The organism is Adhaeribacter rhizoryzae, from assembly GCF_008629685.1.
Lineage (GTDB): Bacteria > Bacteroidota > Bacteroidia > Cytophagales > Hymenobacteraceae > Adhaeribacter > Adhaeribacter rhizoryzae.
Genome location: NZ_VWSF01000012.1, coordinates 160,216 through 182,505 on the forward strand (window position 1 = coordinate 160,216; position 22,290 = coordinate 182,505).

At 44.0% G+C, this 22,290-nt stretch carries 21 protein-coding genes; 15 read left to right on the top strand and 6 right to left on the bottom strand.

Annotated elements, in window-relative coordinates:
* The first annotated feature begins 249 nt into the window (after positions 1-249).
* The 7 genes from F0145_RS26640 (at position 250) to F0145_RS16015 (ending at position 5,057) form a co-directional block, all read left to right on the top strand.
* Entirely contained in the window at positions 250-672 is a 423-nt protein-coding gene (locus F0145_RS26640) for a hypothetical protein (protein WP_223816114.1), read from the top strand.
* Positions 673-750: 78 nt separating this feature from the next.
* Positions 751-1,395: a hypothetical protein gene (locus tag F0145_RS26645; RefSeq protein ID WP_223816115.1), complete on the top strand. Its 645-nt coding sequence runs from the start codon at positions 751-753 to the stop codon at positions 1,393-1,395.
* A gap of 186 nt (positions 1,396-1,581) precedes the next feature.
* Entirely contained in the window at positions 1,582-1,905 is a 324-nt protein-coding gene (locus F0145_RS15995; RefSeq protein WP_150089702.1) for a DMT family transporter, read from the top strand.
* Positions 1,906-2,061: 156 nt separating this feature from the next.
* Entirely contained in the window at positions 2,062-2,505 is a 444-nt protein-coding gene (locus tag F0145_RS16000; RefSeq protein WP_190277568.1) for a hypothetical protein, read from the top strand.
* A 178-nt stretch (positions 2,506-2,683) separates the two neighbouring features.
* Positions 2,684-2,992: a putative quinol monooxygenase gene (locus F0145_RS16005; RefSeq protein WP_150089704.1), complete on the top strand. Its 309-nt coding sequence runs from the start codon at positions 2,684-2,686 to the stop codon at positions 2,990-2,992.
* Positions 2,993-3,193: 201 nt separating this feature from the next.
* On the top strand, positions 3,194-3,721 hold the full coding sequence (locus tag F0145_RS16010; RefSeq protein WP_150089706.1) for a glycosyl-4,4'-diaponeurosporenoate acyltransferase CrtO family protein: 528 nt from the start codon (positions 3,194-3,196) through the stop codon (positions 3,719-3,721).
* Positions 3,722-3,995: 274 nt separating this feature from the next.
* Positions 3,996-5,057 (top strand): NAD(P)H-dependent flavin oxidoreductase, encoded by a 1,062-nt coding sequence (locus F0145_RS16015; protein ID WP_150089708.1) that lies wholly within the window; start codon positions 3,996-3,998, stop codon positions 5,055-5,057.
* 31 nt (positions 5,058-5,088) lie between these two features.
* Here F0145_RS16015 and F0145_RS16020 read toward each other — a convergent pair whose 3' ends face one another.
* Both F0145_RS16020 and F0145_RS16025 read right to left on the bottom strand, forming a co-directional pair.
* Entirely contained in the window at positions 5,089-6,405 is a 1,317-nt protein-coding gene (locus F0145_RS16020) for a gluconate:H+ symporter (RefSeq protein WP_150089710.1), read from the bottom strand.
* Between the two features lie 147 nt (positions 6,406-6,552).
* Positions 6,553-8,070 (bottom strand): gluconokinase, encoded by a 1,518-nt coding sequence (locus F0145_RS16025; protein ID WP_150089712.1) that lies wholly within the window; start codon positions 8,068-8,070, stop codon positions 6,553-6,555.
* Positions 8,071-8,200: 130 nt separating this feature from the next.
* Here F0145_RS16025 and F0145_RS16030 point away from each other — a divergent pair, with 130 nt between their 5' ends.
* On the top strand, positions 8,201-9,424 hold the full coding sequence (locus F0145_RS16030) for a nucleoside permease (RefSeq protein WP_150089713.1): 1,224 nt from the start codon (positions 8,201-8,203) through the stop codon (positions 9,422-9,424).
* Between the two features lie 424 nt (positions 9,425-9,848).
* The gene (locus F0145_RS16035) at positions 9,849-11,147 is read left to right on the top strand and encodes a sugar MFS transporter (protein WP_150089715.1); all 1,299 of its coding nucleotides are present in this window, start codon (positions 9,849-9,851) and stop codon (positions 11,145-11,147) included.
* Positions 11,148-11,571: 424 nt separating this feature from the next.
* Here the strand turns inward: F0145_RS16035 and F0145_RS16040 are convergent, their stop codons facing one another.
* Positions 11,572-12,291, bottom strand: a complete 720-nt coding sequence (locus tag F0145_RS16040) for a LytR/AlgR family response regulator transcription factor (protein WP_150089717.1) — start codon at positions 12,289-12,291, stop codon at positions 11,572-11,574.
* Positions 12,292-12,297: 6 nt separating this feature from the next.
* A complete protein-coding gene (locus tag F0145_RS16045) occupies positions 12,298-13,491 on the bottom strand; it encodes a sensor histidine kinase (RefSeq protein WP_150089719.1) in 1,194 nt (397 codons plus the stop codon).
* 396 nt (positions 13,492-13,887) lie between these two features.
* On the opposite strand from F0145_RS16045, the gene F0145_RS16050 reads away from it, so the two are divergent.
* The 5 genes from F0145_RS16050 (at position 13,888) to F0145_RS16070 (ending at position 18,971) form a co-directional block, all read left to right on the top strand.
* Entirely contained in the window at positions 13,888-14,865 is a 978-nt protein-coding gene (locus F0145_RS16050) for a Gfo/Idh/MocA family protein (protein WP_150089721.1), read from the top strand.
* Positions 14,866-14,888: 23 nt separating this feature from the next.
* A complete protein-coding gene (locus F0145_RS16055; RefSeq protein WP_150089723.1) occupies positions 14,889-15,488 on the top strand; it encodes a hypothetical protein in 600 nt (199 codons plus the stop codon).
* Positions 15,489-15,682: 194 nt separating this feature from the next.
* The gene (locus F0145_RS16060; RefSeq protein ID WP_150089725.1) at positions 15,683-16,195 is read left to right on the top strand and encodes a hypothetical protein; all 513 of its coding nucleotides are present in this window, start codon (positions 15,683-15,685) and stop codon (positions 16,193-16,195) included.
* A gap of 58 nt (positions 16,196-16,253) precedes the next feature.
* Positions 16,254-16,805, top strand: a complete 552-nt coding sequence (locus F0145_RS16065) for a dihydrofolate reductase family protein (RefSeq protein ID WP_150089727.1) — start codon at positions 16,254-16,256, stop codon at positions 16,803-16,805.
* 372 nt (positions 16,806-17,177) lie between these two features.
* Positions 17,178-18,971, top strand: coding sequence for an ABC transporter ATP-binding protein (locus F0145_RS16070; protein ID WP_150089729.1), 1,794 nt, complete (start codon positions 17,178-17,180; stop codon positions 18,969-18,971).
* Positions 18,972-19,162: 191 nt separating this feature from the next.
* On the opposite strand, the gene F0145_RS16075 is transcribed toward F0145_RS16070, so the two are convergent.
* On the bottom strand, positions 19,163-20,248 hold the full coding sequence (locus F0145_RS16075; RefSeq protein ID WP_150089731.1) for a Gfo/Idh/MocA family protein: 1,086 nt from the start codon (positions 20,246-20,248) through the stop codon (positions 19,163-19,165).
* A gap of 202 nt (positions 20,249-20,450) precedes the next feature.
* Between F0145_RS16075 and F0145_RS16080 the strand changes: the two genes are divergently transcribed.
* On the top strand, positions 20,451-21,551 hold the full coding sequence (locus tag F0145_RS16080; protein WP_150089733.1) for a DUF3810 domain-containing protein: 1,101 nt from the start codon (positions 20,451-20,453) through the stop codon (positions 21,549-21,551).
* Positions 21,552-21,647: 96 nt separating this feature from the next.
* On the opposite strand, the gene F0145_RS16085 is transcribed toward F0145_RS16080, so the two are convergent.
* On the bottom strand, positions 21,648-22,290 hold a 643-nt coding region (locus F0145_RS16085), incomplete at its 5' end, for a transposase (RefSeq protein WP_150089735.1).

The following is a 22,290-nucleotide window of genomic DNA, read 5'->3' on the forward strand; positions in this document are numbered from 1 at the left end:
AAATTTATAACAAATATTAATGATACCTATATTTTTATCTGACGTTCAGTTATCCAGGTGAGCGCCACCACAAATTGGTCGCCGCACAATAATCTGTAAAATTTATATATTAGCAAAATAGGTGAGCTGTTAGCTGTTGCATCTGTAAAGAGTTTTACATAAAGAAAGCTAATATTAATTCTTAAACAAAAGCAAATACCCGGAGAACTCGGTTTACACTATAGTTAGTAATAATTTAAAAACGACACCTTGAACGAAACAATATTTCATTTAGACAATAGCGGAAAACTAACAGAGTTAAACGAAGCAAACTATATTTCGGAAGACTTGCTTCAAAAACTTTTGGCTGACTATCCAAACTTGATTTCAGGTTCACAGATTAACAGTTTACGACCAAGACGTTGGTTGCTCATATCAAGAGAATTTAGAGTACCTGACGACAAAGATGCAAGTGGACGTTGGAGTTTAGATCATTTATTTATTGACCAAGATGGCATACCAACTTTAGTAGAAGTAAAGCGTAGCACAGACACAAGAATACGGAGAGAAGTAATTGGTCAAATCCTTGACTATGCAGCTAACGCAGTTACTTACTGGACAATTGAAGAAATTATTCATCGCTTTGATGAACAATATAAATCACAAAACAAGGATAGTAATACCATCATGTAAGACTTCCTACAAGGAGAAAATGAAGTAGATAATTTTTGGGAATTAACAAAAACGAATTTAAAAGCTGGCAAAATCAGAATGCTCATTATTGCTGATACTATTCCAAGAGAACTGCAACGAATTATTGAGTTCTTAAATGAGCAAATGACGCCCGCCGAAATTTTGGGCCTTGAGATCAAGCAGTTTATAGGTCAAGATAATATAAAAACTCTTGTTCCGAGAGTTATCGGACAAACTACAACTGCTGACGCAACTAAAGGAGTTAACAAAGGAAAAGATAGTAATTGGACAGAAGAAACATTTTTTACACAACTCACAGCACAGCGCGGAGTTGGTGAAGCCGAAGTGGTTAGACAACTTTTGAATTGGCTAAAACCACAGATGACAAGAATTTGGTATGGCTCAGGCAGACGGGGATCTATGGTTCCTGTTTTTACACATTTAGGAGTTGAATATTTTCTGTTTGCTTTATGGACAACTGGAACTGTTGAAGTTTACTTTCAATGGCACAAGTACAAACCACCATTTAACAGCGAACAAAAAAGAATGGAACTATTAAATAGGCTCAATCAAATAAAAGGTGTAAGCATTTCCCCCGACAAAATTTCTGCTCGTCCAAATATCCCATTAAGTTTACTTGCTGACAAAAAAGAGTATCAAAAATTCGTTGATACTTACAAGTGGTTTATTGACGAAGTAAAAATTACACGCTCTGACATATGAACAACCATTGACCCGAAAGAAGAAAAGCTACTACTAACATCGGTTTGCTATAATGGCGGATGAAGTGCTTATCTGTGAATTACCCAAGTTAGTTTAAGCCGAAGAAAAGCGGGGGTTAAGTAATTTACCCCCTTTTTATCCTTTTACTTAAGCTAATTTTCGATATTTGCGACAAAAACAAAAAGTATGAATTGGGTTATTTTAATTATTGCGGGCTTGTGTGAAGTAGCATTTGCTTCTTGTTTGGGAAAAGCAAAAGAAGCTAACGGCACCGATGTTTACTGGTGGTATGGTGGCTTTTTGGTTTTCTTAACAATAAGCATGGTGTTGTTGGTTAAGGCCGCGCAAACCCTGCCCATCGGCACAGCTTATGCCGTCTGGACGGGGATTGGCGCAGTTGGAACAGCTTTAATAGGAATTCTGGTATTTAAAGATCCGGCCAGCTTTTGGCGGGTTTTCTTTTTAATAACCCTTATTGGATCAATTGTGGGGCTAAAAGCAGTATCGTAGTAATTGCAGTTGTTAGGTTTTATTTATCAGGCTAATGGGTTACTTTTTAATAATTGTTAGGCGAAGAGCAGAAACAATAAAGTAATATTTCCGGCGAACACTTAGCTGAGGAGGTTACGTGTTTTGCTTAATTCTTTAAATTTAACGGCGTAAAATATGGCTGGTAAACTGTTTAACGAACGTTCGGAAACGCACCCCTTGTTTCCGAGCGGTGATTGGGAAGGGTTTTACACTTACGTTACCGGGCCCGCCGCTGATAAGCACCCCATGCAATTTATGTTAAACTTTAATGATAACGTAATAACGGGCAGCGGTGCAGATGATGTGGGTGGTTTTTCCTGGAAAGGTTCGTACGATACCGGCCAAATGCAATGTACCATGACCAAATATTACCACTCGCACACCGTACACTACAATGGCCACGTAGATGAAAACGGTATTTGGGGCATGTGGCAACTGGACTTCGTAAGCGGTGGTTTCCATATCTGGCCAAAAGCAAGTGCCGGAAACCAGGAAGGTGTAGCCGTTTCGGCCAAAGAAGAGCTGCGGCCAGAACTTGTGCCGGTGCCCGTTGTGCTGCCTCCTAAGAAAAATAAGTAAGCTTAATTAAACCCAGGCAAATGCATTAGCTGGCGCCCCTGATAAAAATAATTTAGCTTAGGAAAAAGCTTTTAAAAGTAGTTTGCCTTACCTGATAAGGTAAATATTGCTTTAACTATTTAGGTTGCGCTTAAAGCAAAATTTAAAAATAAACAGTGTACAACAGATAAGATAATTTATGATTAAATACGGCCTGCACGGAAAACTAACTGCCACCCCCGGCAACGGCGACAAACTAGCACAAATTTTACTCGAAGCCGCTAAACTGGTAGCTACCGCCCAGGGGTGCCATCTTTATCTGGTCAGCCAGGACCAAAACAATAACGATGCAGTGTGGGTAACAGAAGTCTGGGATAGTAAAGAAGACCACGATAATTCGTTGAACGTGGCGGGTGTAAAAGAATTAATTTCTCAAGCCATGCCCTTATTAAACGGGCGGCCCGAAAAAGGACAGGAACTACGAGTGCTGGGTGGCTTAGGCGTTTAAAGGGTAAAATATCGGTAGCCACGACTAAAAATATTACTAGCCAGCCTTTTACACAAATTTACTTTGTAAAGGCAAATTTGCTTTTAGAGGCCTTACTCTCATTAAAAATTGGTCTGTTTAATTATTTATACCGTGTACTACCTTTAGCCAAATTAAAATAAACCAGCCATGCGTTTGGGTAAGCCACCGCACATAGTTAAAATGCAGTATACGGTAGCCTGGTACAATGCCATACCAAACGTGCTGTGGTCTGTCCTGAATCTTTTGCCTGTTTCGGTATTTTGTTATTGGTTTCTGCCGCTTAAATTATTACTTGTTTTTTTAGGCATAAGTTTTTTAACCGTGTTGCTGCCCAAAGCCTTTTTTTATAATATTCAGTTAGGCCAAACAACAGCTGTTTACAGAAAAATTGGAGTAGGTTTTATAAATAAATTCACGCAGAACGGCGAAATAATAAATAAGCTAATCCGGAAGCGTTACCCGGCTTACAAAGTAGTTTCCGGGAGCAAACGTTCTGTTGCCAAAGTGCTCGGCCAAACGTTTATGTTCGAGAAATTTCATTTTTTATTATTTGTATTTTTTGGTTTGGTAATGGTTTACGCTTTGGTAAACAATTATTTGGGATGGGCACTGGTTTTGTTTATTACAAATATTCTGTACAATATTTATCCTTGTTTGTTGCAGCAATATATTCGCGTAAGGTTGTCATCTGCCATTAAAAGAGAATAGCGTATGCGCGCAATGCAAGTGGTTAATGTTTTGGCTAAGGTTGAAAATATCGGTCTGGACTTTCGCAGTAGCCGCCCTGGCCGTGTGTTTTCACCGGCCAGTATTTAGGTTTAACAGTTATAACGGCAGGGTTTTACTTTTTGTGAAAGTCCTATTGGCATCATATCGGTATAAATATTCCTGTTTCTGATAAGCCAGTATTCTTAAAGGAGCAATCCGAAGACGGTAAATGCAGCATTAGAAAATATTAAATATTTAATAAAGCAAGCAGCAAATGCAGTGGCAAAACGAAGTTACCCGGGCTTTAAAAATAAATTACCCAATAGTACAAGCGCCTATGCTGGGTGTAACCACTCCCGAAATGGTAGCGGCTATTGCTAACCAAGGCGGCTTGGGTTCGTTGCCAGTAGGCGGTTTAGCGCCGGCACAAACCGCTGACCTCATCCGCCAGACCAAAGCCCTAACAAATAAACCATTTGGCGTGAACTTGTTTGCCCATGCTATTCCGGCTCCTAACTTCCAGGAGTTAACGGCCATGCAGGAATTTTTGGCTAAGCTTTGTGCCGATAACCAGATTCCTTATCCAAAGCAGAATATTGAGGCGCTGCGGTTCAATACTTACCACGAGCAGGTGCAAGTGCTGCTGGATGAAAATATTCCGGTGGTTAGTTTTACGTTCGGAATAGTAGACGATGATGTAATAAAAGCTTTTAAAGGTAAAGGGGTGGTATTAATTGGCACGGCTACTACCTTGCCCGAGGCTTTGCTGCTGGAAGAAAAAGAAATTGATATGATTACGGCGCAGGGCATGGAAGCCGGCGGGCACCGGGGTACTTTCCTGGAACCGGAGAAGCTACCGCTGGTTGGCGTAATGTCGTTGGTGCCGCGGATAGCTAGTGTGGTGCGTAAACCTATTCTGGCCGCCGGCGGCATTTACAACGGCAAAACCATAAAAGCGGCTTTTACCTTAGGCGCCCAAGGTGTGCAAATTGGTACGGCTTTTATTGCCAGCCCCGAAAGTAAAGCCATGCCGGCTTATAAAAAAGCACTTCAGAATGCTACCGATACCAAAAGTATTTTAACCAAAACGCTGTCCGGGCGTTGGGCGCGGGGCTTACGGAATAAACTAATTACCGAAATCGAAAAAACCGGCTTAAATATTCCGGCGTTTCCTTTTCAAACCGGCTTAACGGCGGGCATTCGGGCAGAAGCCCAAAAACAGGATAACAATGCGTTTACGGCAATGTGGGCCGGGCAATCTGCTGCCGCCGCCGAAGCTAAACCTACAGCCGAAATATTTGCCCAGTTAATAAAACAGACCGAAGCATTAAACTAAAAATCTGACCTGGTAAGCGATTTATTTCAAATCAGATAATCACATTTAAAAGTAATACTCCCAGCAAACCCATAACCGAAACAATGGTTTCCATAATAGACCAGGTGGCCATGGTATCGGTGATACTTAAATTAAAATATTCTTTAAATACCCAAAAGCCAGGGTCGTTTACGTGCGAAAACATGAGGCTGCCGGCGCCCGTGGCTAATACCATTAATTCGGGGCTGGCACCAGTGCTGGCAATTACGGGCAGCGCAATACCCGCCGTAGTAATGGCCGCTACCGTAGCCGAACCCAAACAAACCCGCAGCAAAGCCGCAATGCCCCAGGCCAGCAGCAACGGCGAAAGCTCCATATCGCTAACCAGTGCGGTAATATAATCGCCTACGCCGCTATCTACCAACACTTGTTTTAATGCGCCACCCCCGCCAATAATTAGCAAAATCATGGCAATACTACCAATCGAGCTGGTTACAATGCTCATGATGGCATCCATTTTCATGCCCCGGTTCAGGCCCAACGTAAAAATAGCCAGCAACACCGATAACAATAAAGCAATGGCAGGGTCACCGATAAAATCAAAGCCTTTGCGTAAAGGCGAGGTATCGGGTAATATTAAGCCAATTATAGTAGCAACTGCCATGAGTAGTACGGGGAATAAGGCCGTAAAAACACTATTGGCGTAGCCGGGCATTTCGGCTTCGGTAAAAACACGGGGCGTAGCTAAGCCCGGCGGCGGCGAAGCTTTGTATTTTTTAGTAAAGCGGCTGAAAAACGGGCCGGCCACTATAATGGCCGGAATAGCAATAATAATTCCGTACACCAAGGTTAGGCCAATATCGGCTTTATACAAAATGGCGATAGAAGTAGGGCCGGGGTGCGGCGGCAAGTACCCGTGCGTAACCGATAAAGCGGCGGCCATAGGCAAACCCACGTACAACAAAGGCAAACCCGTAGAGGCGGCAATACTAAAAACCAACGGAATTAACAGCACGAAACCGGCATTGTAAAACATGGGCAAACCCACCAAAAAACCGGTGAGTACCACCGCCCATTGAATATATTTAACCCCGAATTTTTTCATCAGGCTGTAAGTAATGCGTTGGGCCGCCCCGCTTTCGGATATTAAATTACCCAGCATCGCCCCAAAACCTAATATTAAAGCCAGTGAACCCAGGGTATCGCCGACGCCTTTCTGCACCGAAACAAGAGCTGCTTTAGCCGTCATGCCTTCGGCCAAACCTAAACCCAGCGCTACCAGAATCAGGGCCAGAAAGGCATTAAGCCGGAAAACAATCATTAACAGCAATAACGTGAGTACAGCAGCAGCAACGAGTATCAGCGGCATAGGCTTTGTTTTTAGTCGGTTAAGGGCGGTAATATTCCGCCGGGTTATTTATTATTCTTTTATAATTTTTTAAATATTAACCTGAATATCTTTTTCCGCTGCCAACTTCTGATTACCGGCCCTAAACGAACAAACGGCGGTAAACTATCATTCTTTCGGCAAATTACCAATAGCGGCCAGTTGGTCTTTCAGTAAGGGATAGAGCTTTTCAAATATAGAAAAGTTCTGCATATACACCGCATGGCGCTTCGGGTTTGGTAAATATTCTTGCTCGTGGGCAGTTTGGTCTGGTAGCGAAAGGGTATCCGGGGCCAGGTTTAAGGCTTGCAAAGCCAGCATGGCCGCACCCCAGGCCGAACTTTCCACTGTTCCGGCCAGAATTACTTTTTTATTAAAAATATCGGCTACCAACTGTACCCAAAACGGCGAACGGGCAAAGCCACCGCTGGCGTAAATTACATCTATGGGGCCGGTTGTTTCGGTGAGGGCCTGGCCCACCTGGTAAATACCAAAAACAATACCCTCGAATACAGCCCTTAAAAAATGCGCTTTGGTGTGGGTAATGCTAACCCCAAAAAATAGACCACGCGCCTGGGCATCCCAGATGGGTGCCCGCTCGCCCAGCAAATAAGGCACAAAAAGCAATCCCTCGGAACCAGCCGGTACGGCGGCCGCCTCCTGGCTCAATATTTCGTAAGGATCTACGCCCAAACGCTGCGCTTCTGCTTTTTCGGCTTCGGCAAAGTTGTCGCGGAACCACCGCAAAATAATGCCGCCGTTGTTTACCGCGCCGCCTACCACGTATTGGTTTTCCGTTAAAATATAGCTGAATAAGCGTTGCTGCGGATCGGCGGCCGGTTGGGGGGCGGTAACCCGGATGGCGCCGCTGGTGCCAATGGTTAAAGCAGCCCGACCCGGCACGGTAGCTCCGGCACCCAAATTAGCCAGACAGCCATCGCTGGCGCCAATTATAAAAGGTACCTGGGCCAGGCTATCTAGTTGCAGGAAATTTATATACTGGGGCGAAATCTGGTACAAAGGGCTTACCGGTTCCGATAGTTGGGCAGCAGTAATACCGGCTGCTTCCAGGGCCGGCTCGTACCAGGTATGGGTATAAATATTAAATAAACCGGTAGCGGAAGCTATCGAATAATCTACCTGAAACCGCCCGAAAAGTTTGTACCAAACATATTCTTTAATCGAAATAAATTTGTAAGCCTGCTGGAGTAAGTTGGGTTGGTATTGCCGGAACCACATAAGTTTACACAGCGGCGACATGGGGTGAATGGGCGTACCGGTATAGTGGTAAATATCAAGGCCAGTGGGCGTGACCCGTAAATCATCGGCTTGTACCTGGCTGCGGTTATCGGCCCAAATAATGCAATTGGTTAAGGGGTTGCCCTGCGCATCTACGGCAATCAGGCTGTGCATGGCGCTGCTAAAGCTAATGCCCGCCAACGTAGCCCCATTTAACTGGCTGGTACTTTTTTGCAAGGCCAACAATACAGCCCGGAAAACCTCATCGGGGTCTTGTTCGCTGTAGTTTGGCTGCGGGTTTAGAATAGAATAGGGCTGGTACGCCGAAGAAACTACTTTGCCCTGCTCGTCGAAAGCAATCGCCTTGGTGCTGGAGGTACCAATATCTAACCCAATAATTACCGGCATATAAATTAGCTGAAAAATTAAGAGAACTTAAACGGGGAAATTTAAGGAATAATCTGCGATAAAAAACAACCTGGGCTTTTTGTTGACGCGCTAAAATAATTTAGATTGAAGCCTGAATATTTCTTCGCCTATGAAAACCCGTATTCGTTTGCAGCTTTCGGTTATGATGTTCCTGGAGTTTTTTATCTGGGGTGCCTGGTTTGTAACGCTGGGTACTTTTTTGCTGAATAACCTTAAAACTAGTGCTACGCAGGTGAGCGTGGCTTTTTTAACCCAGTCTATCGGGGCTATTCTGGCACCTTTTATTATTGGCCTTATTGCCGATCGCTTTTTCTCGGCGCAGTATATTTTGGGCATTCTGCATTTAATTGGTGCCGCGTTGCTTTACAGTGCCAGCAGCGTTACCGATTTCGATAATTTTTACCCGCTTATTCTGGTTTACATGATTTTGTATATGCCCACGCTGGCGTTGGTTAATTCGGTATCGTTCCGGCAAATGAAAGAACCCGGCAAAGAATTTCCGCCCATACGGGTGTTGGGCACCATTGGCTGGATTGTGGCGGGCTTTACCATTGGCTGGCTAAACTGGGAGCAAAACGGCTCTTTGGATCTTACTTTTAAAATGGCGGCTATTGCCTCGGCCATGCTGGGGGTTTTTAGCTTTACGTTGCCGGCCACGCCGCCCATAAAAAAAAGCGGTCCGGCCTCTTTGTCCGATATGTTGGGGCTGGATGCTTTGAGCCTGCTGAAGAACAAGTCTTATTTATTATTTTTTCTGTCGTCGGTGGCTATCTGTATTCCACTGTCTTTTTATTATAATTTCACTAATCCGTTTCTGAACGAAATAGGAATGCGTTCGGCGGCGGCCAAACAATCGTTCGGGCAAGTATCGGAGTTGCTTTTTATGTTGCTGATTCCCGCGTTTTTTGTACGGCTGGGGGTTAAAAAAATGCTGGCTTTGGGTATGCTGGCCTGGGTGCTGCGCTATATTTTATTTGCCTTCGGCGATACCAATGCCAACTACTGGATGCTGATTGCCGGTATTGTGCTGCACGGCATTTGCTACGATTTTTTCTTTGTAACCGGCCAAATTTATACCGATAAGCTGGCCGGCGAGCGGTTTAAAAGTGCGGCACAGGGCTTAATAACGCTGGCAACTTACGGCGTAGGCATGTTAATTGGTTCGCTTATTTCGGGTGTGATAGTAGATAAGTGGCAATTACCGGCGGGTGGCCACAACTGGCAAACCATTTGGTTAATTCCGGCCGCGATTGCAGCCGTGGTGATGGTACTTTTTCTGCTGCTTTTCCAAGACAAGAATAAAACCCAGCCCACAACTACGGCTACGGTGTAATATTTGGGGTCGACGGAATTATTATTCACCTTACTTATACCTGCTTTATTCCTGAAATATTCCGGGACAGAATAAGGTTTATCAATAAATTGCATGATTTGTAAGCAGGCGCTTTCCGGCTAAAACCTGCTTAATAAATGGCCCCTAAATTTTAATAAAGAGCGGCCTTTTGCCTGATTAATTTAAGTTTTGGAAAAATATTAGAAACCCTGCTACTAATGGTTCTAATATTTTTGCGTGTACGGGCACACAGTTCTGAAAATTTTAATTTGTATATTATTTAATTCTGATTAAGTTTGAAAAGGTATGTTGCCGACTTATAAGAACCTTTAGAAAAATTATTGCATTTCCTTAGGTTAATAAGAACCGGCACACCGGCAAAAAAACTAAAAGCGTTCACTATCTTTAAAATTACCTGCATCTCATGACAAAAGTTTCTGCTTCAAAATCTGCGGCTTCGGCTGTGGTAGCGGCTAGTAGTAATTCCAGTAGACCCATTATTATTATTGGGGCGTTGTTTTTCGTTTTTGGTTTTGTAACCTGGCTTAACTCCGTACTAATTCCTTACCTTAAAATTGCTTGTGAGTTAAATAATTTCGAGTCTTACCTCGTAGCTTTTGCTTTTTACATTGCTTATTTAGTTATGGCTATTCCGTCGGCGTGGGTTTTAAAAGTCACGGGTTTTAAAAAGGGTATGTCGGTGGGGCTGCTGGTAATGGGTGTGGGCGCGTTGGTGTTTATTCCGGCCGCCATGACGCGTACGTACGGTTTATTTTTATTAGGTTTATTTATTCAGGGAACTGGTTTAGCGGTGCTGCAAACGGCGGCTAACCCTTATATTACCATTCTGGGGCCGCGCGAAAGTGCCGCCAAACGCATTAGTGTAATGGGTATTTGTAATAAAGTGGCCGGAGCCATTGCACCCATTATTTTGGGTGCTATTGCCCTAAAAGATGCCGATGCCCTGGTAAACAGATTGAGCACCATGAGCCTGGCGCAAAAAGCGGCCGAACTGGATATGCTAGCCGCCCGCGTTATTACCCCTTACATCATTATGATTGTGGTGTTGGTAATATTGGCAGTTGTTGTTTATTTATCTTCTTTACCCGAAATTGATACCGATAAGGAAGACGAAACCGTAGCCGCCGCCAACACCAATAAAACCAGTATATTACAGTTTCCGCACTTGATTATTGGCACGTTGGCCATGTTTTTTTATGTGGGCGTAGAGGTAATGGCCGGCGATACGGTAATTAGTTACGGCGCCGCGCAAGGCATTGAACTATCAACGGCTAAATTTTTTACAACCTGCACGCTAATTGCCATGATTGTGGGTTATTTAGTAGGTATAGTTACCATACCCAAATATATTACCCAGGAAAAAGCTTTAAAGTTATCAGCCATATTAGGCGTTATTTTTACCTTGGCAGCAATTTTTACTGATGGTTTTGCATCCGTTTTATTTATTTCTTTACTAGGCTTGGCTAATTCATTGGTTTTCCCGGCTATATGGCCATTAGCTATTGCCGATTTGGGCAGGTTTACCAAAATAGGTTCTTCTTTCTTGATTATGGCTATTGCGGGTGGGGCAGTTATTCCGCTCCTGTACGGTTATTTGGCCGATATTATCAATCCGCAGCAAGCTTACTGGATTATGGTGCCTTGTTATTTATTTATCTGGTATTATGCCGTTTCCGGCCACAAACTCCGCAGCAGAGCATAAGCAATATTTTTTAAGCACAACAAAAAGCCCGGTTCAATAGCTGAACCGGGCTTTTTGTTTTAAGTAGTTTAGGATTGTTTGTTTACAGATAAGCATTTTCCTTTCTGCGTTTTAATGAAATTATAATTAAAAAGAAACAAGATCTCCAGTATACCCTACCTCCCGAAACAGCCCCAAAGGGGCGAAATATCCTAGCCCAGGGTGTAGCCCTGGGAACCAGGCAAAATAATTAGCTTTAAAGATTAATATTTCGCCCCTCCAGGGCTTGGCTTCTAATACTTTTTTCGATGGGCTTCACCCATCGCTGGAATATTGCGCCCCTTTGGGGCTGTGCTATTACTGACTTTAATGTTGCGCTAGGCAAGGCAAAAAAATAGCTCAACCAAAACGGTAGAGCTATTCTTTAGAACGAAAATATTCTTTTTTAGGCTACGCGCACCAGCACCCGCTCTACATCTTGTTTAAAGTGGCGGCCAATGGGTAATTCTTTACCGGCCACATCTACGTGCGTCGGCGAAAACGAATCTATTTTATCCAGGGCTACAATAAAAGAACGGTGAATCCGCAGAAACCCGTCTTCGGGCAGCATCTCTTCCAGAGAAGTTATGGTTTGCTTCGAAATTATTTGTTTGGTAGCGGTAACAATGCGCACGTAATCTTTCAGGCTTTCGATAAAATGAATATCATCTACCATTACTTTAACCATTTTGCGATCTACCCGGAAATATAAAAACCGGTCGGAAACCGTTTGGGTACTCGGGGGAGGCGGTAAATTATTAATAATGGGCACTTCGGGGCGGCAAACTTTCTGCACGGCCCGCATAAACCGCTCCAGCGAAATAGGTTTGAGCAAATAATCTACGGCATCCAGCTCAAAGCCATCCATGGCGTATTCGCGGTAAGCCGTGGTAAATATTATTTTGGGCGGATTCTGAAGGGTTTTTACAAAATCGGTACCCAGCATTTGCGGCATTCTAATATCCAGAAACATTAAGTCTATAGGTTGTTGCTGCAATATTTCGAAAGCTTGCATGGCATTGTGGCATTGAGCGGCTACCTCCAGCATGGGCACATGGGCAATATGCGATCGTAATACAGTTAGGGCTGGTGGTTCATCGTCAACGAGCAGGCAGCGAATCTTCATGGTATTTTAAGCGGTTAATTCGGTAGCGGGTTTTACTAAAATTTTATGATTGATAATAGCGGGCGCAGGCTCAGCCGGCGCAGCTACAGCGTCTAAGTCCATGGTTAAAGATACCAGGTAAGTTTCGGCTTCCATAATGGTTTTTAATTCGTAACGGTCCGGGTACAATAATTCTAACCGTTTCCGGACATTTTCGAGGCCTATGCCGTGCGCCATTATTTCGGGTTCACTAATAAACAGCGGCGAAGGCGGCACGGCGTTAATTAATTTAAATTTAAGTTTGTTTTCCTGTATGGTTAAGTCCAGGCTAATCCAGGCCTGGTCCAGTTCTTCGCTGGCGCCGTGTTTAAAGCTGTTTTCGATAAAAGGCAGTAAAATAAGCGGGGCAATAATTTTACCTTCTACACTGCCTTTAATATTAACCGATAAATCCAGCCGTTCGCCATACCGGAGTTCTTCTAGTTGAATATAATCCTGGAGTAATTTTATTTCCTTTACCAATGGTACTTTCACTACATCGCACTCGTAAAGCATGTAACGCAGCAGCCCTGCCAACTTAAGTACCACTTCGGGTGCTTGCCCCGATTGGGTAAGGGTAAGCGAGTATAAATTATTGAGGGTATTAAACAAAAAGTGCGGGTGCACCTGTGCTTTCAGGAGTTGCAATTCGGCTTTAAGTTTTTCGCGTTCCAGCAGCTGGGCCGCTTCGTTTTTCTTGTAGTAATATTTACCCAGCTTAATAAATCCGGCAAAACCGGCTACTGTAGAGCCGCCTCTTAAACCGGCCAGCATAGCCGAATAAAACTGACTGCTGGGCGTGGGCAACCCCAACGAAATCCGGAAAGGTACTACCACGGTAACGGTAACCAGGTACGATACCAAGGCTTCTACAAAAAGCGATGCTGCCAGAATAACCAGAAAAGACAGGTATTTTTCTTTAAACAGAAAGCGCGGAATGAGCACGTACATAATAATGTAACTCAGCAGCATGTGGCCGGGCAAAAAAGCAATTGCCTCGAAAAACGACAACACGTAGGAGTTAATTAAGATAAGATTGCCGTTGGCATCTACGGCAGCAGGCCGGGTTCCATAAATGAGGGTAAAGAATACAACGCAAACAAACCAGAACAAAAAGTGCCGGCTCAATCGATACCGGCGCTCGTTCGAAAATATAAAATTATACCGGGTTGAGGGCGACATGCAGGATAGAATTAGGTTAATAATATATGCGTAAGTTACAAATAATAAAGAATATAATCCAACAACCAACCCGTTCCGTAGACAAACTACCAAAAATAATCCCTGAACGGTAAAATGCAAACCAAAACACAATTAGCAAGCTAGTTGCTGCTGACTTACCCTTAATAATTAGCACGCAGTAAATATTTGGTTAAAGCTTATTGCAGAAGCTATAAAAGCTGGAACCTAGGGCGGTACAGTAATATAAAAACAGCGGATTTGGTTTGGTAGCTTTTTGTACTTCTGAGCGTCGGGTACGCCTTTTCTGCTTTTTGCCGGCGTTAATTCTGCGGGCTCAATTTGGGGTTTTAATAAAGGTTTTGGATATTACCCCGGTATTCTAAAATATACCGTTTTATGCAGGAAATTTGCTGGGGTATTATCGGGTGCGGCGATGTAACCGAAAAGAAAAGCGGCCCCGCTTTTTCAAAAATACCACAATCTAAGTTGGTGGCCGTTATGCGGCGCGATGCTGCTAAAGCCGCCGATTATGCCCGCCGCCACTACGTGCCCCGCTGGTACGCCAACGCCGACGAGTTAATCCAAGACCCCGAAGTAAACGCCATTTATATTGCTACTCCCCCAGACGCGCACCTGGAATATACTTTAAAAGCAGCCGCGGCTGGCAAACCGGTTTACGTAGAAAAACCCATGGCCCTGAATTACAACCAGTGCCAGCAAATGATAGCGGCTTGCGCGGAAGCCCAGGTATCGCTTTATGTAGCTTATTACCGCCGGGGTCAGCCTTTTTTCCGGAAAATAAAAGAACTTATAACTTCCGGCGCTATTGGCGAGGTGCGCCTGGTAAACATTCGGTTGTACCACCCGGCCAAACCCGACCTAAGCCCAACCGATTTGCCCTGGCGCGTACAACCCGAAATATCGGGTGGTGGTTTATTTTTTGATTTGGCTTCGCACCAGCTCGATTTACTGGATTTTTTCTTCGGGCCAATTACCCAGGCGCAAGGCCACACCGCCAACCAGGCCGGTTTATACCCCGCCGAAGATATTGTAACGGCCAACTTCTCTTTTGATTCGGGAGTACAAGGAAGTGGCGTTTGGTGCTTTACCGTGGCCGAAAGTGCCCGCACTGACCAAACCGAAATAATAGGCAGCGCCGGCCGGATTACGTATGCTACCTTCGACTCAGATATTATTACCCTGGAAACCGCCGCGGGCAAGCAGGAAATTCAAATCCCTTACCCGGAACATGTGCAGCAACCGTTAATTCAGGAAATGGTAGCAGCATTATTGGGGCAAGGCACCTGCCCCAGCACCGGCGAATCGGCGGCCCGCACCGCCCTGGTAATGGATAAAATTACGGCTACGCCCTAAATTTAATTAAAAGTAAAAAGACAATGGAAGCCTCCGAAAAAGACGAAACTCCTGCGCAAGTACCTTTACCGGAGCAATTTTACAGTTATGCTACCGGTAAGCCCTTCGATACTTGTGTAACCTGCAACACTTATTTACTCGGGCCCGGTACCCAATATATGGTTGAGAAAGCCATTATCCGGTACCCCAACACCAACGTAACCGATGTAGCTTTTGAGTACGCCATGTGCTTACCCTGCTCCGAAAAAATGCGCCAGAGCCTTTCTAAAGAATCGCTGGCCCGGATAGAAAGCTATTTTATGGCGCATGTAGATTTAGCCGCCCGCCAGGAATTATTAAACCGCGCTGGCGAAGCTGAACCCCAAGAATGGTTTAAAACTTGTTTAGTAAAAAATACCCCCATAGAAGAAGAAACCGAGTACCAGCTAATTGCCCACTGCAACGGTACCAACCTGGTAGTTGGCCTGGCACCCTACATGATCAGCGGCAAGGCCGCCGACGAACTCTCCGAACTCTTATCGGCCCAAACCAAAGAAGTACTCGATGATTTTATTGACGAACATTTTGGCTTACCACCCGAACTAAAGGCCCTGATTAAAGAAAAGAATTTGCTGCTGCTTTAGCCGGAAATATTGCTTGGATATATAATCGAGGAAACCGTATAGGAAAGGCTGCTAATATTTTTAATATTCTTCTACCTAAAGAACCTGTGCCTGATGGTTTCTCCTATTTATTCTTCCGTTAAACTTTCCGGATTGCGTGAAGTAATGAATATATTACGTTTTTAAGTAGGTTGTAATTCATGCTGATAAACAAAATGAACATTCAAGAAGGATTTAAGATCGATGAACCCGACATTTTCATTCCGTGGGATATTGATGAATATACATTGACTCAGAAATTGGATGGGCACGGCTTTACGCATGTAACAACAGGATATTACACCATTTTATGCAAATCTTTAAATGGACTGAACTGTATGCTTGGATTTCATTTTGAACCAGGAAAAAATGGATTCTTAAATGAGTTGGAGTTTTTCAGAACAGATTTTAGTAATCAGGAAAAATCATTTAACGACTTCCAATCCCATTTTGAAGCCGAATTTGGAAAACCCACTTCGGAGTCAAATGGCAATGAAGGATTCAAAAATTATGCATGGAATCTCGATAACGTTCAAATAGTCCATTATGTGTTCGACAGATTTGGACCAGAAGAACACATGAGAATTAAAAGAATAAAAAAGCACGATAACAGCTATAAGCAAGCGAATAATATTAAAAGAAACGATAGTGAATTTAATAAACTTTGGTCACGTCTGATAGGCAAGTAAGTTAACAGTAACCATAAGAGGTGCGAAATAATCAACAGTGATCACAATTAAAACAGCTATGCGAAAGGTAATTGCAGCCATTAATATGACAGTTGACGGATTTTGCGACCATACCGTAATAACCCCAGACGAAGAAATACATCAGCATTACGCTAACCTGTTAGATAATGCATGTGTTATTCTATATGGCAGGATAACCTATCAGTTGATGCAATATTGGCAAAACCTGCTAAAAAATCCTTCCGGCGAAAATGCAATGGACGACTTTGCCGTAACCATAGATAAAATTCCAAAAATAGTCTTTTCGCATACGCTGAAAGATGTAGAATGGGCCAGCGCTAAATTGTCAAATCAAACCATTGAAGAAGAAGTTGCGGAGCTAAAACAACAATCGGGCAAAGATATTTTGGTTGGCTGTAGGAGTTTAATTATACAGCTAATGAAGCTGAATTTAATTGATGAATACCAGCTTTGTGTTCACCCGGTTGTTGCAGGAAGCGGTTTGCCATTATTCCAAAATATTAACGACAGAACTCTTCTTAAACTCATAAAAACTAAAACCTTTGGTAGTGGTGCCGTAATGCTTTACTATGCGCCAACCCAGGAATAAAAGAAATTAAACCAGCAAACCCGTTATAGCATCTGCTGTTATTAAAATACTATGGCAACCAAATCCCCACTCACCGCGGTCATTCTGTAGAATTCCAAAAGAAACTTATTAGCAGGCAGCTAATTAGATTCTTTTGGAATTCTACAGAATGACCACGGTGGGGGGGACAGCCTTTACTTTATTTAAAAGCGCAGTATGCATTTGATAATGGTATAATAATTTAAGCTGGTTTTTAATAAGCAAACGCCAGAATTAAAAATTTTAGGTAAAGCTAGCGGTTATAGGCCGGTATACCGCTTCTTGAAATCTGGCTGGTTTTATCGCCTACTTCTGCTTACCTTTAGCTATGTTTACTTGCTCTAATCCAACGCCATGAAACTGTTATTCAACTACCTGAAAGGATATCGGTTATTAATTTTTCTGGCCTTACTGCTGGCTACCATTAACCAGGTATTTTCCTTGCTCGACCCGCTTATTCTGCGCAAAATTATTGATGATTATGCCACCGCGGCCGTTACCCAGAAACTGCAGATTAGCACTACCGAGTTTTTTAAAGGCGCGGGTACTTTAATATTATTGGCCATGGGCGTAGCCATGGTGTCGCGGATTGCCAAGGCTTTCCAGGATTATTATGTAAACGTAATTACGCAGCGTCTGGGCGCCCAGATTTATTCCGATGGCCTGCGCCATTCTTTGGATTTACCTTATTCGGTTTTTGAAGACCAGCGCAGCGGCGAAACCCTGGGCATTCTGCAAAAAGTACGCACCGATGTCGAGAAGCTGGTTTCCAACTTTATTAACGTGCTGTTTACCTCGCTCATCGGGATTATTTTCGTGGTGGTGTATGCCTTAAATGTTTACTGGCTCATTGCGCCGGTATATTTTTCGGCGGTACCTATTCTGGGAATATTAAGCTCGGTGCTAAGTAAAAAAATAAAGGTAATTCAGAAAACCATTGTTTCGGAAACCACCGCTCTGGCCGGTGCTACCACCGAATCGTTGCGCAATATTGAGCTGGTAAAAAGTCTGGGCCTGGCGCAGCAGGAAACCGAACGCCTGAACAACACCACCGATAAAATATTAAAACTGGAGCTGAAAAAGGTGCGCTACATCCGGAGCCTGAGTTTTATCCAAGGCACCTGCGTAAACCTGCTGCGCAACGTTATTTTGCTCTTAATGCTTTACCTTGTGTTTACCAACCGCATCACCGTCGGCGATTTTATTTCCATGTTTATTTATTCGTTCTTTATTTTCGGACCACTACAAGAACTGGGCAATATTATTAATATTTACCGCGAAACGCAGGTGTCTTTAGATAACTTTCAGAAAATATTAAATACGCCTAAAGAAGCCCGGCCAACGCATCCGGCTAACCTGGGTACTATCCAAACCCTCACTTTCGATAACGTTAATTTTAAACACCAGACCGCTGCTAATAAAGCCTTAGCGGGCATTTCTTTCGAAACAAAAGTAGGCGAAACCATTGCGTTTGTAGGGCCGTCGGGTTCGGGTAAAACCACGCTCGTTAAATTATTGGTAGGTTTGTATAAGCCGGAGCAAGGCCAAATTCTGTACAACGGCATTCCGGGCGATAATTTAGATTTAGACCGGCTGCGCGAGCAAATTGGTTTTGTAACCCAGGATACCCAATTATTTGCTGGTACCATTCGCGAGAATTTATTGTTTGTCGCGCCAAATGCCACCGATGCCGACTGCCTGGATGCCCTCCGGAAAGCTGCCTGCACCTCTTTGCTGGCCCGCGCCGACAAAGGTTTAGATACGGTAATTGGCGAAGGCGGGGTAAAAGTATCGGGTGGGGAGAAACAACGGTTATCCATTGCCCGGGCTTTACTGCGCAATCCTACTTTATTAGTTTTCGACGAAGCTACTTCGGCGCTCGATTCTTTAACCGAAGAAGAGATTAGCAAAACGGTGCGCGACGTATCGAACAGCGAAAACCACATTACCATCTTAATTGCGCACCGCCTTTCCACGGTATTGCACGCCGACCAGATTTACGTACTGGAGCGGGGCCGGGTAGCCGAGGCCGGCAAACACCTGGATTTACTGGAGCAAAAAGGTTTGTACTATGCCATGTGGCGGCAGCAGATTGGCGAACGCCACGCTACCAAAGAAAAACCCGAAAAACCAACGGTAATGAGGTAAATATTAAGGGTAAATATCTATCGCTGTTAAGCAATAGATGTTCGCTTGTGTTGGGTAATTTAGTGAGCCCACATCTGTCATTCAGGAGGAACCTATTTAGTTACCTGCTAAATAGGTTCCTCCTGAATGACAGATGTGGATTGCTTAATATTTAATTTCGATTCCTTTATAATCTTAGCAATTCTTTGCTTTTATTTCAGAAAAACGGTTTTGTTTGTTCTGGCCGATTTTTTGGCGGCTTCTAGAATTTCTACGGCGGTAATATTAATGGGTAGTTCGTATAAATCATTTTTATCCAGCTTTAACCTGCCACTGACCACGGCGGCTAATAAAGAAAACGGGTCGGTGTAGGGTTCCGGGCGCGGGTCCAGTTTTAAGGTGGTTTCGGGCGATTTTTCTTCTAGCCGCTGGCGAACGGTGGTATTATTTACCGCAATCGCGTAGCCTTTATCGCCGTAAACTTCCATGTCTTTCCGGGCAAAAGTCCAGTTCCAGGAACCCTGAATAATGCATTGGGCTTTGGGGTATTGCAGTATTATCGTGGCTTCATCGTCCACTTTTTGGTAAATATTGGGCTTGTTTTGATGCGTTACCGCTGTAACCGAAGTAGGTCTTTCGCCTCTCATCAGCCAAGTCATAAGGTTAGCGCCGTAGCAGCCAAAATCAACTAAGGTGCCGGCCCCATTTTTTGCCGGGTCGGTTAATATTTCCAGAAACTCTTTACTCACGCCAATTTCCTGCGGACCCTGGTGGCCATCGTTCACCATTACTTTCCGGATTTCGCCTAACTTACCCTGGTTAAGCAAACTATTAACGTGCTGGTTACTGGCATACCACGAAGTTTCAAAATTAGTTAGCACCTGAATATTATTTTTTTCGGCAAGAACTTTAATCTCTTTTGCATCGGCCAGGGTAGTAGCCAACGGTTTTTCTACCATTACATGAATTTTACGCGGGGCACAGGCGCGTACTACCGTAATATGTTCGCTAATGGCACCAAACGCCGAAACGGCCTGCGGCTTTACCGCATCCAGCATTTTGGGCAAGTCCGTAAAAAACAGCTTTGCCTCAAGTTTATACCGTTTAGCATATTTTTCGGCGAGTGCTTGATTGGGTTCGTAAATGCCCACCAGCAAAATATCTTTCTTATCAGTCCGGTTAAAGATCCAGTCTACGTGGCCATGACTTAAACCTGCCACGGCAACTTTTACCGGCGCTTGGGCAAAAGATTGAATAAAAACCATAAAGCAAAGCAGCGTAAAAAGGTATAGTTTCATGACCTGAAAAATAATAAGCCTAAAGTTTCTAATATTGCCAAAGAAATATAGCTAAACTTCTGTTATAAATAGTCAGGTGAAAGGTCGTTAATGGTTAAGCTACGCAGATTTGGTCTATATAATCCAATTTTTAAGATCGTTATAAAGTAAATTTGCAGGTAAGCATTTGTAACAATACCATCGATTAGGCGCATATTCAGCAGTGAGCAAGAAATACCGGAATACTATAATTTTAATTAGTTTACCTCTCCAGATACTCGTTATTCAGTTTCTTTCGACTAAACCCAACTGGGTAGAAGAGGCTTATACCAACAAGTTTTACAAGAGTTTAAGCCAGGTGCTTCGGATTGTTTTTGGCGCAATACCGGTACCGGTGGGCCAATTGCTTTTTTACAGCATTATTGCCGCTATGTTATTTTGGCTGTTTAGGCAAGTCCGGCAAATGTGGCTGAAACAGGTAAGCTTGAAAACTTTTTTCCAGCGCGTAGGCTTGGCAGCGGTAGGCTTTTTATCAATATTTTACTTTTTGTTTACCTTAATGTGGGGATTAAATTACCACCGGCAGCCCATTCAGGAAATTGTAGATATCCGGCCCCGTAAGGTAAGCACGCCCGAACTAAAAACACTGTGCCGCGAATTAATCCGGCTCACCAACCAAAGCCGCCAACAGCTTACCCAGCAAGAAAATCAACCTTTAATATTGCCCATTAGCCATGACCAGATGCTGCAGGAAGCGGCTGTTGGGTTTAAAGTAATCGCGCAGAAATATTCTAAGTTAATGTACACCTATCCGGCCGTAAAGCAAGTGTACGTGCCGCAGTTAATGTCTTTTTTTGGGATTGGTGGTATATATTTCCCGTTTACCGGCGAAGCCAACGTAAACATGGACCCGCCCAATTTTGTTTTGCCGGCTACCGTTTGTCACGAAATGGCTCACCAAATTGGTTTTGCCTCGGAAGATGAAGCCAATTTTGTCTCGTACCTGGCTTGCCGCCTGAACCCCAATCCGGCCTTTCAGTATTCTGGTAACCTGATGGCCATGAAATACGCCATGAACCGCTTAGTAAGGGTCGATTCGGTGGCCTTTAAACAATTGGAACGCAGCTTCAGCCCCGGTTTGCAGCAAGATTTAAAAAAGAACCGGGAATATTGGGAAAGTTTTCAGAACCCGATTGAAGTGGTTAGCGACGGCATTCACAACTTATTCCTGAAAGCCAACGACCAGGAAGAAGGCCTGGAAAGCTACAGCATGGTAGTAGAATTACTCCTGGCCGAATACCGGAAAAACCGGTTAAAATATTAGTTACACCAACATACAAGGAGATTATTCTAAAGATTTTCTCCTGTAGTAGATTAACCCTTCCGCCCTCCGGGCACCTTCCCTAAATTAGGGCTACGATTAGGACACAAATTTTTGGGCCAGGGTCCACCCGTGCAAGATATGCTGGAAGTAATTCCAACCGCGCAAAAGGGTAATCACCCCCGCCTGCTTTTCGTGGGGTTTCCACCCGCCTAATCTGGCTATTATCCAGTAGCACCATTGTAAAGAGTCTTGGGGGTAAGGATTCCGCTGCTTGGCTGTTTTTCCTTCATAACGTTTTTGTAAAGCCTGCAGACAAGCGACTTCTTGCCGGGTAAAGCTTTCTGCCAGCGGCACGGCTTCTTTCTGTTTAGAAGCCAGGTGCAAGAGCATTATCTTGCTAGCGGCAAACAAAGCCAGCAGCGTGAGTTGCACTAAAGCTTTGCCGGTTTCTAAATCCAGCAGTTCCACCTGCAAGCCTTTCTGCTTTAACAGCCGGAAGACCTGCTCAATGTTCCAGCGTAAACTATACCAGTAGATTAGCTGCTGCGCCTGCTGTTGCGTTTGGATGGCATGGGTCGTGAGCAAGCGCCAGTAAATGGGCGCTTGCCCGGCGGGTGCATCTATTTCCTTGGCTTCTACCACATACAGGGCTTTGCCCACGCCTTTCATAACTAACCCCACTTTTGCCCAGCGTAAAGCCACTACCGCTTGCCTGGCTACGCGGCCGCGGCGGGTTTCG

Excerpts from the sequence above, each read along its gene's own strand:
- F0145_RS16055 (WP_150089723.1), top strand. The coding sequence starts at position 14,889 with ATGGAAGCCTCCGAAAAAGACGAAACTCCTGCGCAAGTACCTTTACCG.
- F0145_RS16065 (WP_150089727.1), top strand. The coding sequence starts at position 16,254 with ATGCGAAAGGTAATTGCAGCCATTAATATGACAGTTGACGGATTTTGC.
- F0145_RS16020 (WP_150089710.1), bottom strand. The coding sequence starts at position 6,405 with ATGCCGCTGATACTCGTTGCTGCTGCTGTACTCACGTTATTGCTGTTA.
- F0145_RS16035 (WP_150089715.1), top strand. The coding sequence starts at position 9,849 with ATGACAAAAGTTTCTGCTTCAAAATCTGCGGCTTCGGCTGTGGTAGCG.
- F0145_RS16030 (WP_150089713.1), top strand. The coding sequence starts at position 8,201 with ATGAAAACCCGTATTCGTTTGCAGCTTTCGGTTATGATGTTCCTGGAG.
- F0145_RS16045 (WP_150089719.1), bottom strand. The coding sequence starts at position 13,491 with ATGTCGCCCTCAACCCGGTATAATTTTATATTTTCGAACGAGCGCCGG.
- F0145_RS16025 (WP_150089712.1), bottom strand. The coding sequence starts at position 8,070 with ATGCCGGTAATTATTGGGTTAGATATTGGTACCTCCAGCACCAAGGCG.
- F0145_RS16000 (WP_190277568.1), top strand. The coding sequence starts at position 2,062 with ATGGCTGGTAAACTGTTTAACGAACGTTCGGAAACGCACCCCTTGTTT.
- F0145_RS16075 (WP_150089731.1), bottom strand. The coding sequence starts at position 20,248 with ATGAAACTATACCTTTTTACGCTGCTTTGCTTTATGGTTTTTATTCAA.
- F0145_RS16040 (WP_150089717.1), bottom strand. The coding sequence starts at position 12,291 with ATGAAGATTCGCTGCCTGCTCGTTGACGATGAACCACCAGCCCTAACT.
- F0145_RS15995 (WP_150089702.1), top strand. The coding sequence starts at position 1,582 with ATGAATTGGGTTATTTTAATTATTGCGGGCTTGTGTGAAGTAGCATTT.
- F0145_RS16050 (WP_150089721.1), top strand. The coding sequence starts at position 13,888 with ATGCAGGAAATTTGCTGGGGTATTATCGGGTGCGGCGATGTAACCGAA.
- F0145_RS16005 (WP_150089704.1), top strand. The coding sequence starts at position 2,684 with ATGATTAAATACGGCCTGCACGGAAAACTAACTGCCACCCCCGGCAAC.
- F0145_RS26645 (WP_223816115.1), top strand. The coding sequence starts at position 751 with ATGCTCATTATTGCTGATACTATTCCAAGAGAACTGCAACGAATTATT.
- F0145_RS16070 (WP_150089729.1), top strand. The coding sequence starts at position 17,178 with ATGAAACTGTTATTCAACTACCTGAAAGGATATCGGTTATTAATTTTT.
- F0145_RS16015 (WP_150089708.1), top strand. The coding sequence starts at position 3,996 with ATGCAGTGGCAAAACGAAGTTACCCGGGCTTTAAAAATAAATTACCCA.
- F0145_RS16010 (WP_150089706.1), top strand. The coding sequence starts at position 3,194 with ATGCAGTATACGGTAGCCTGGTACAATGCCATACCAAACGTGCTGTGG.
- F0145_RS16060 (WP_150089725.1), top strand. The coding sequence starts at position 15,683 with ATGAACATTCAAGAAGGATTTAAGATCGATGAACCCGACATTTTCATT.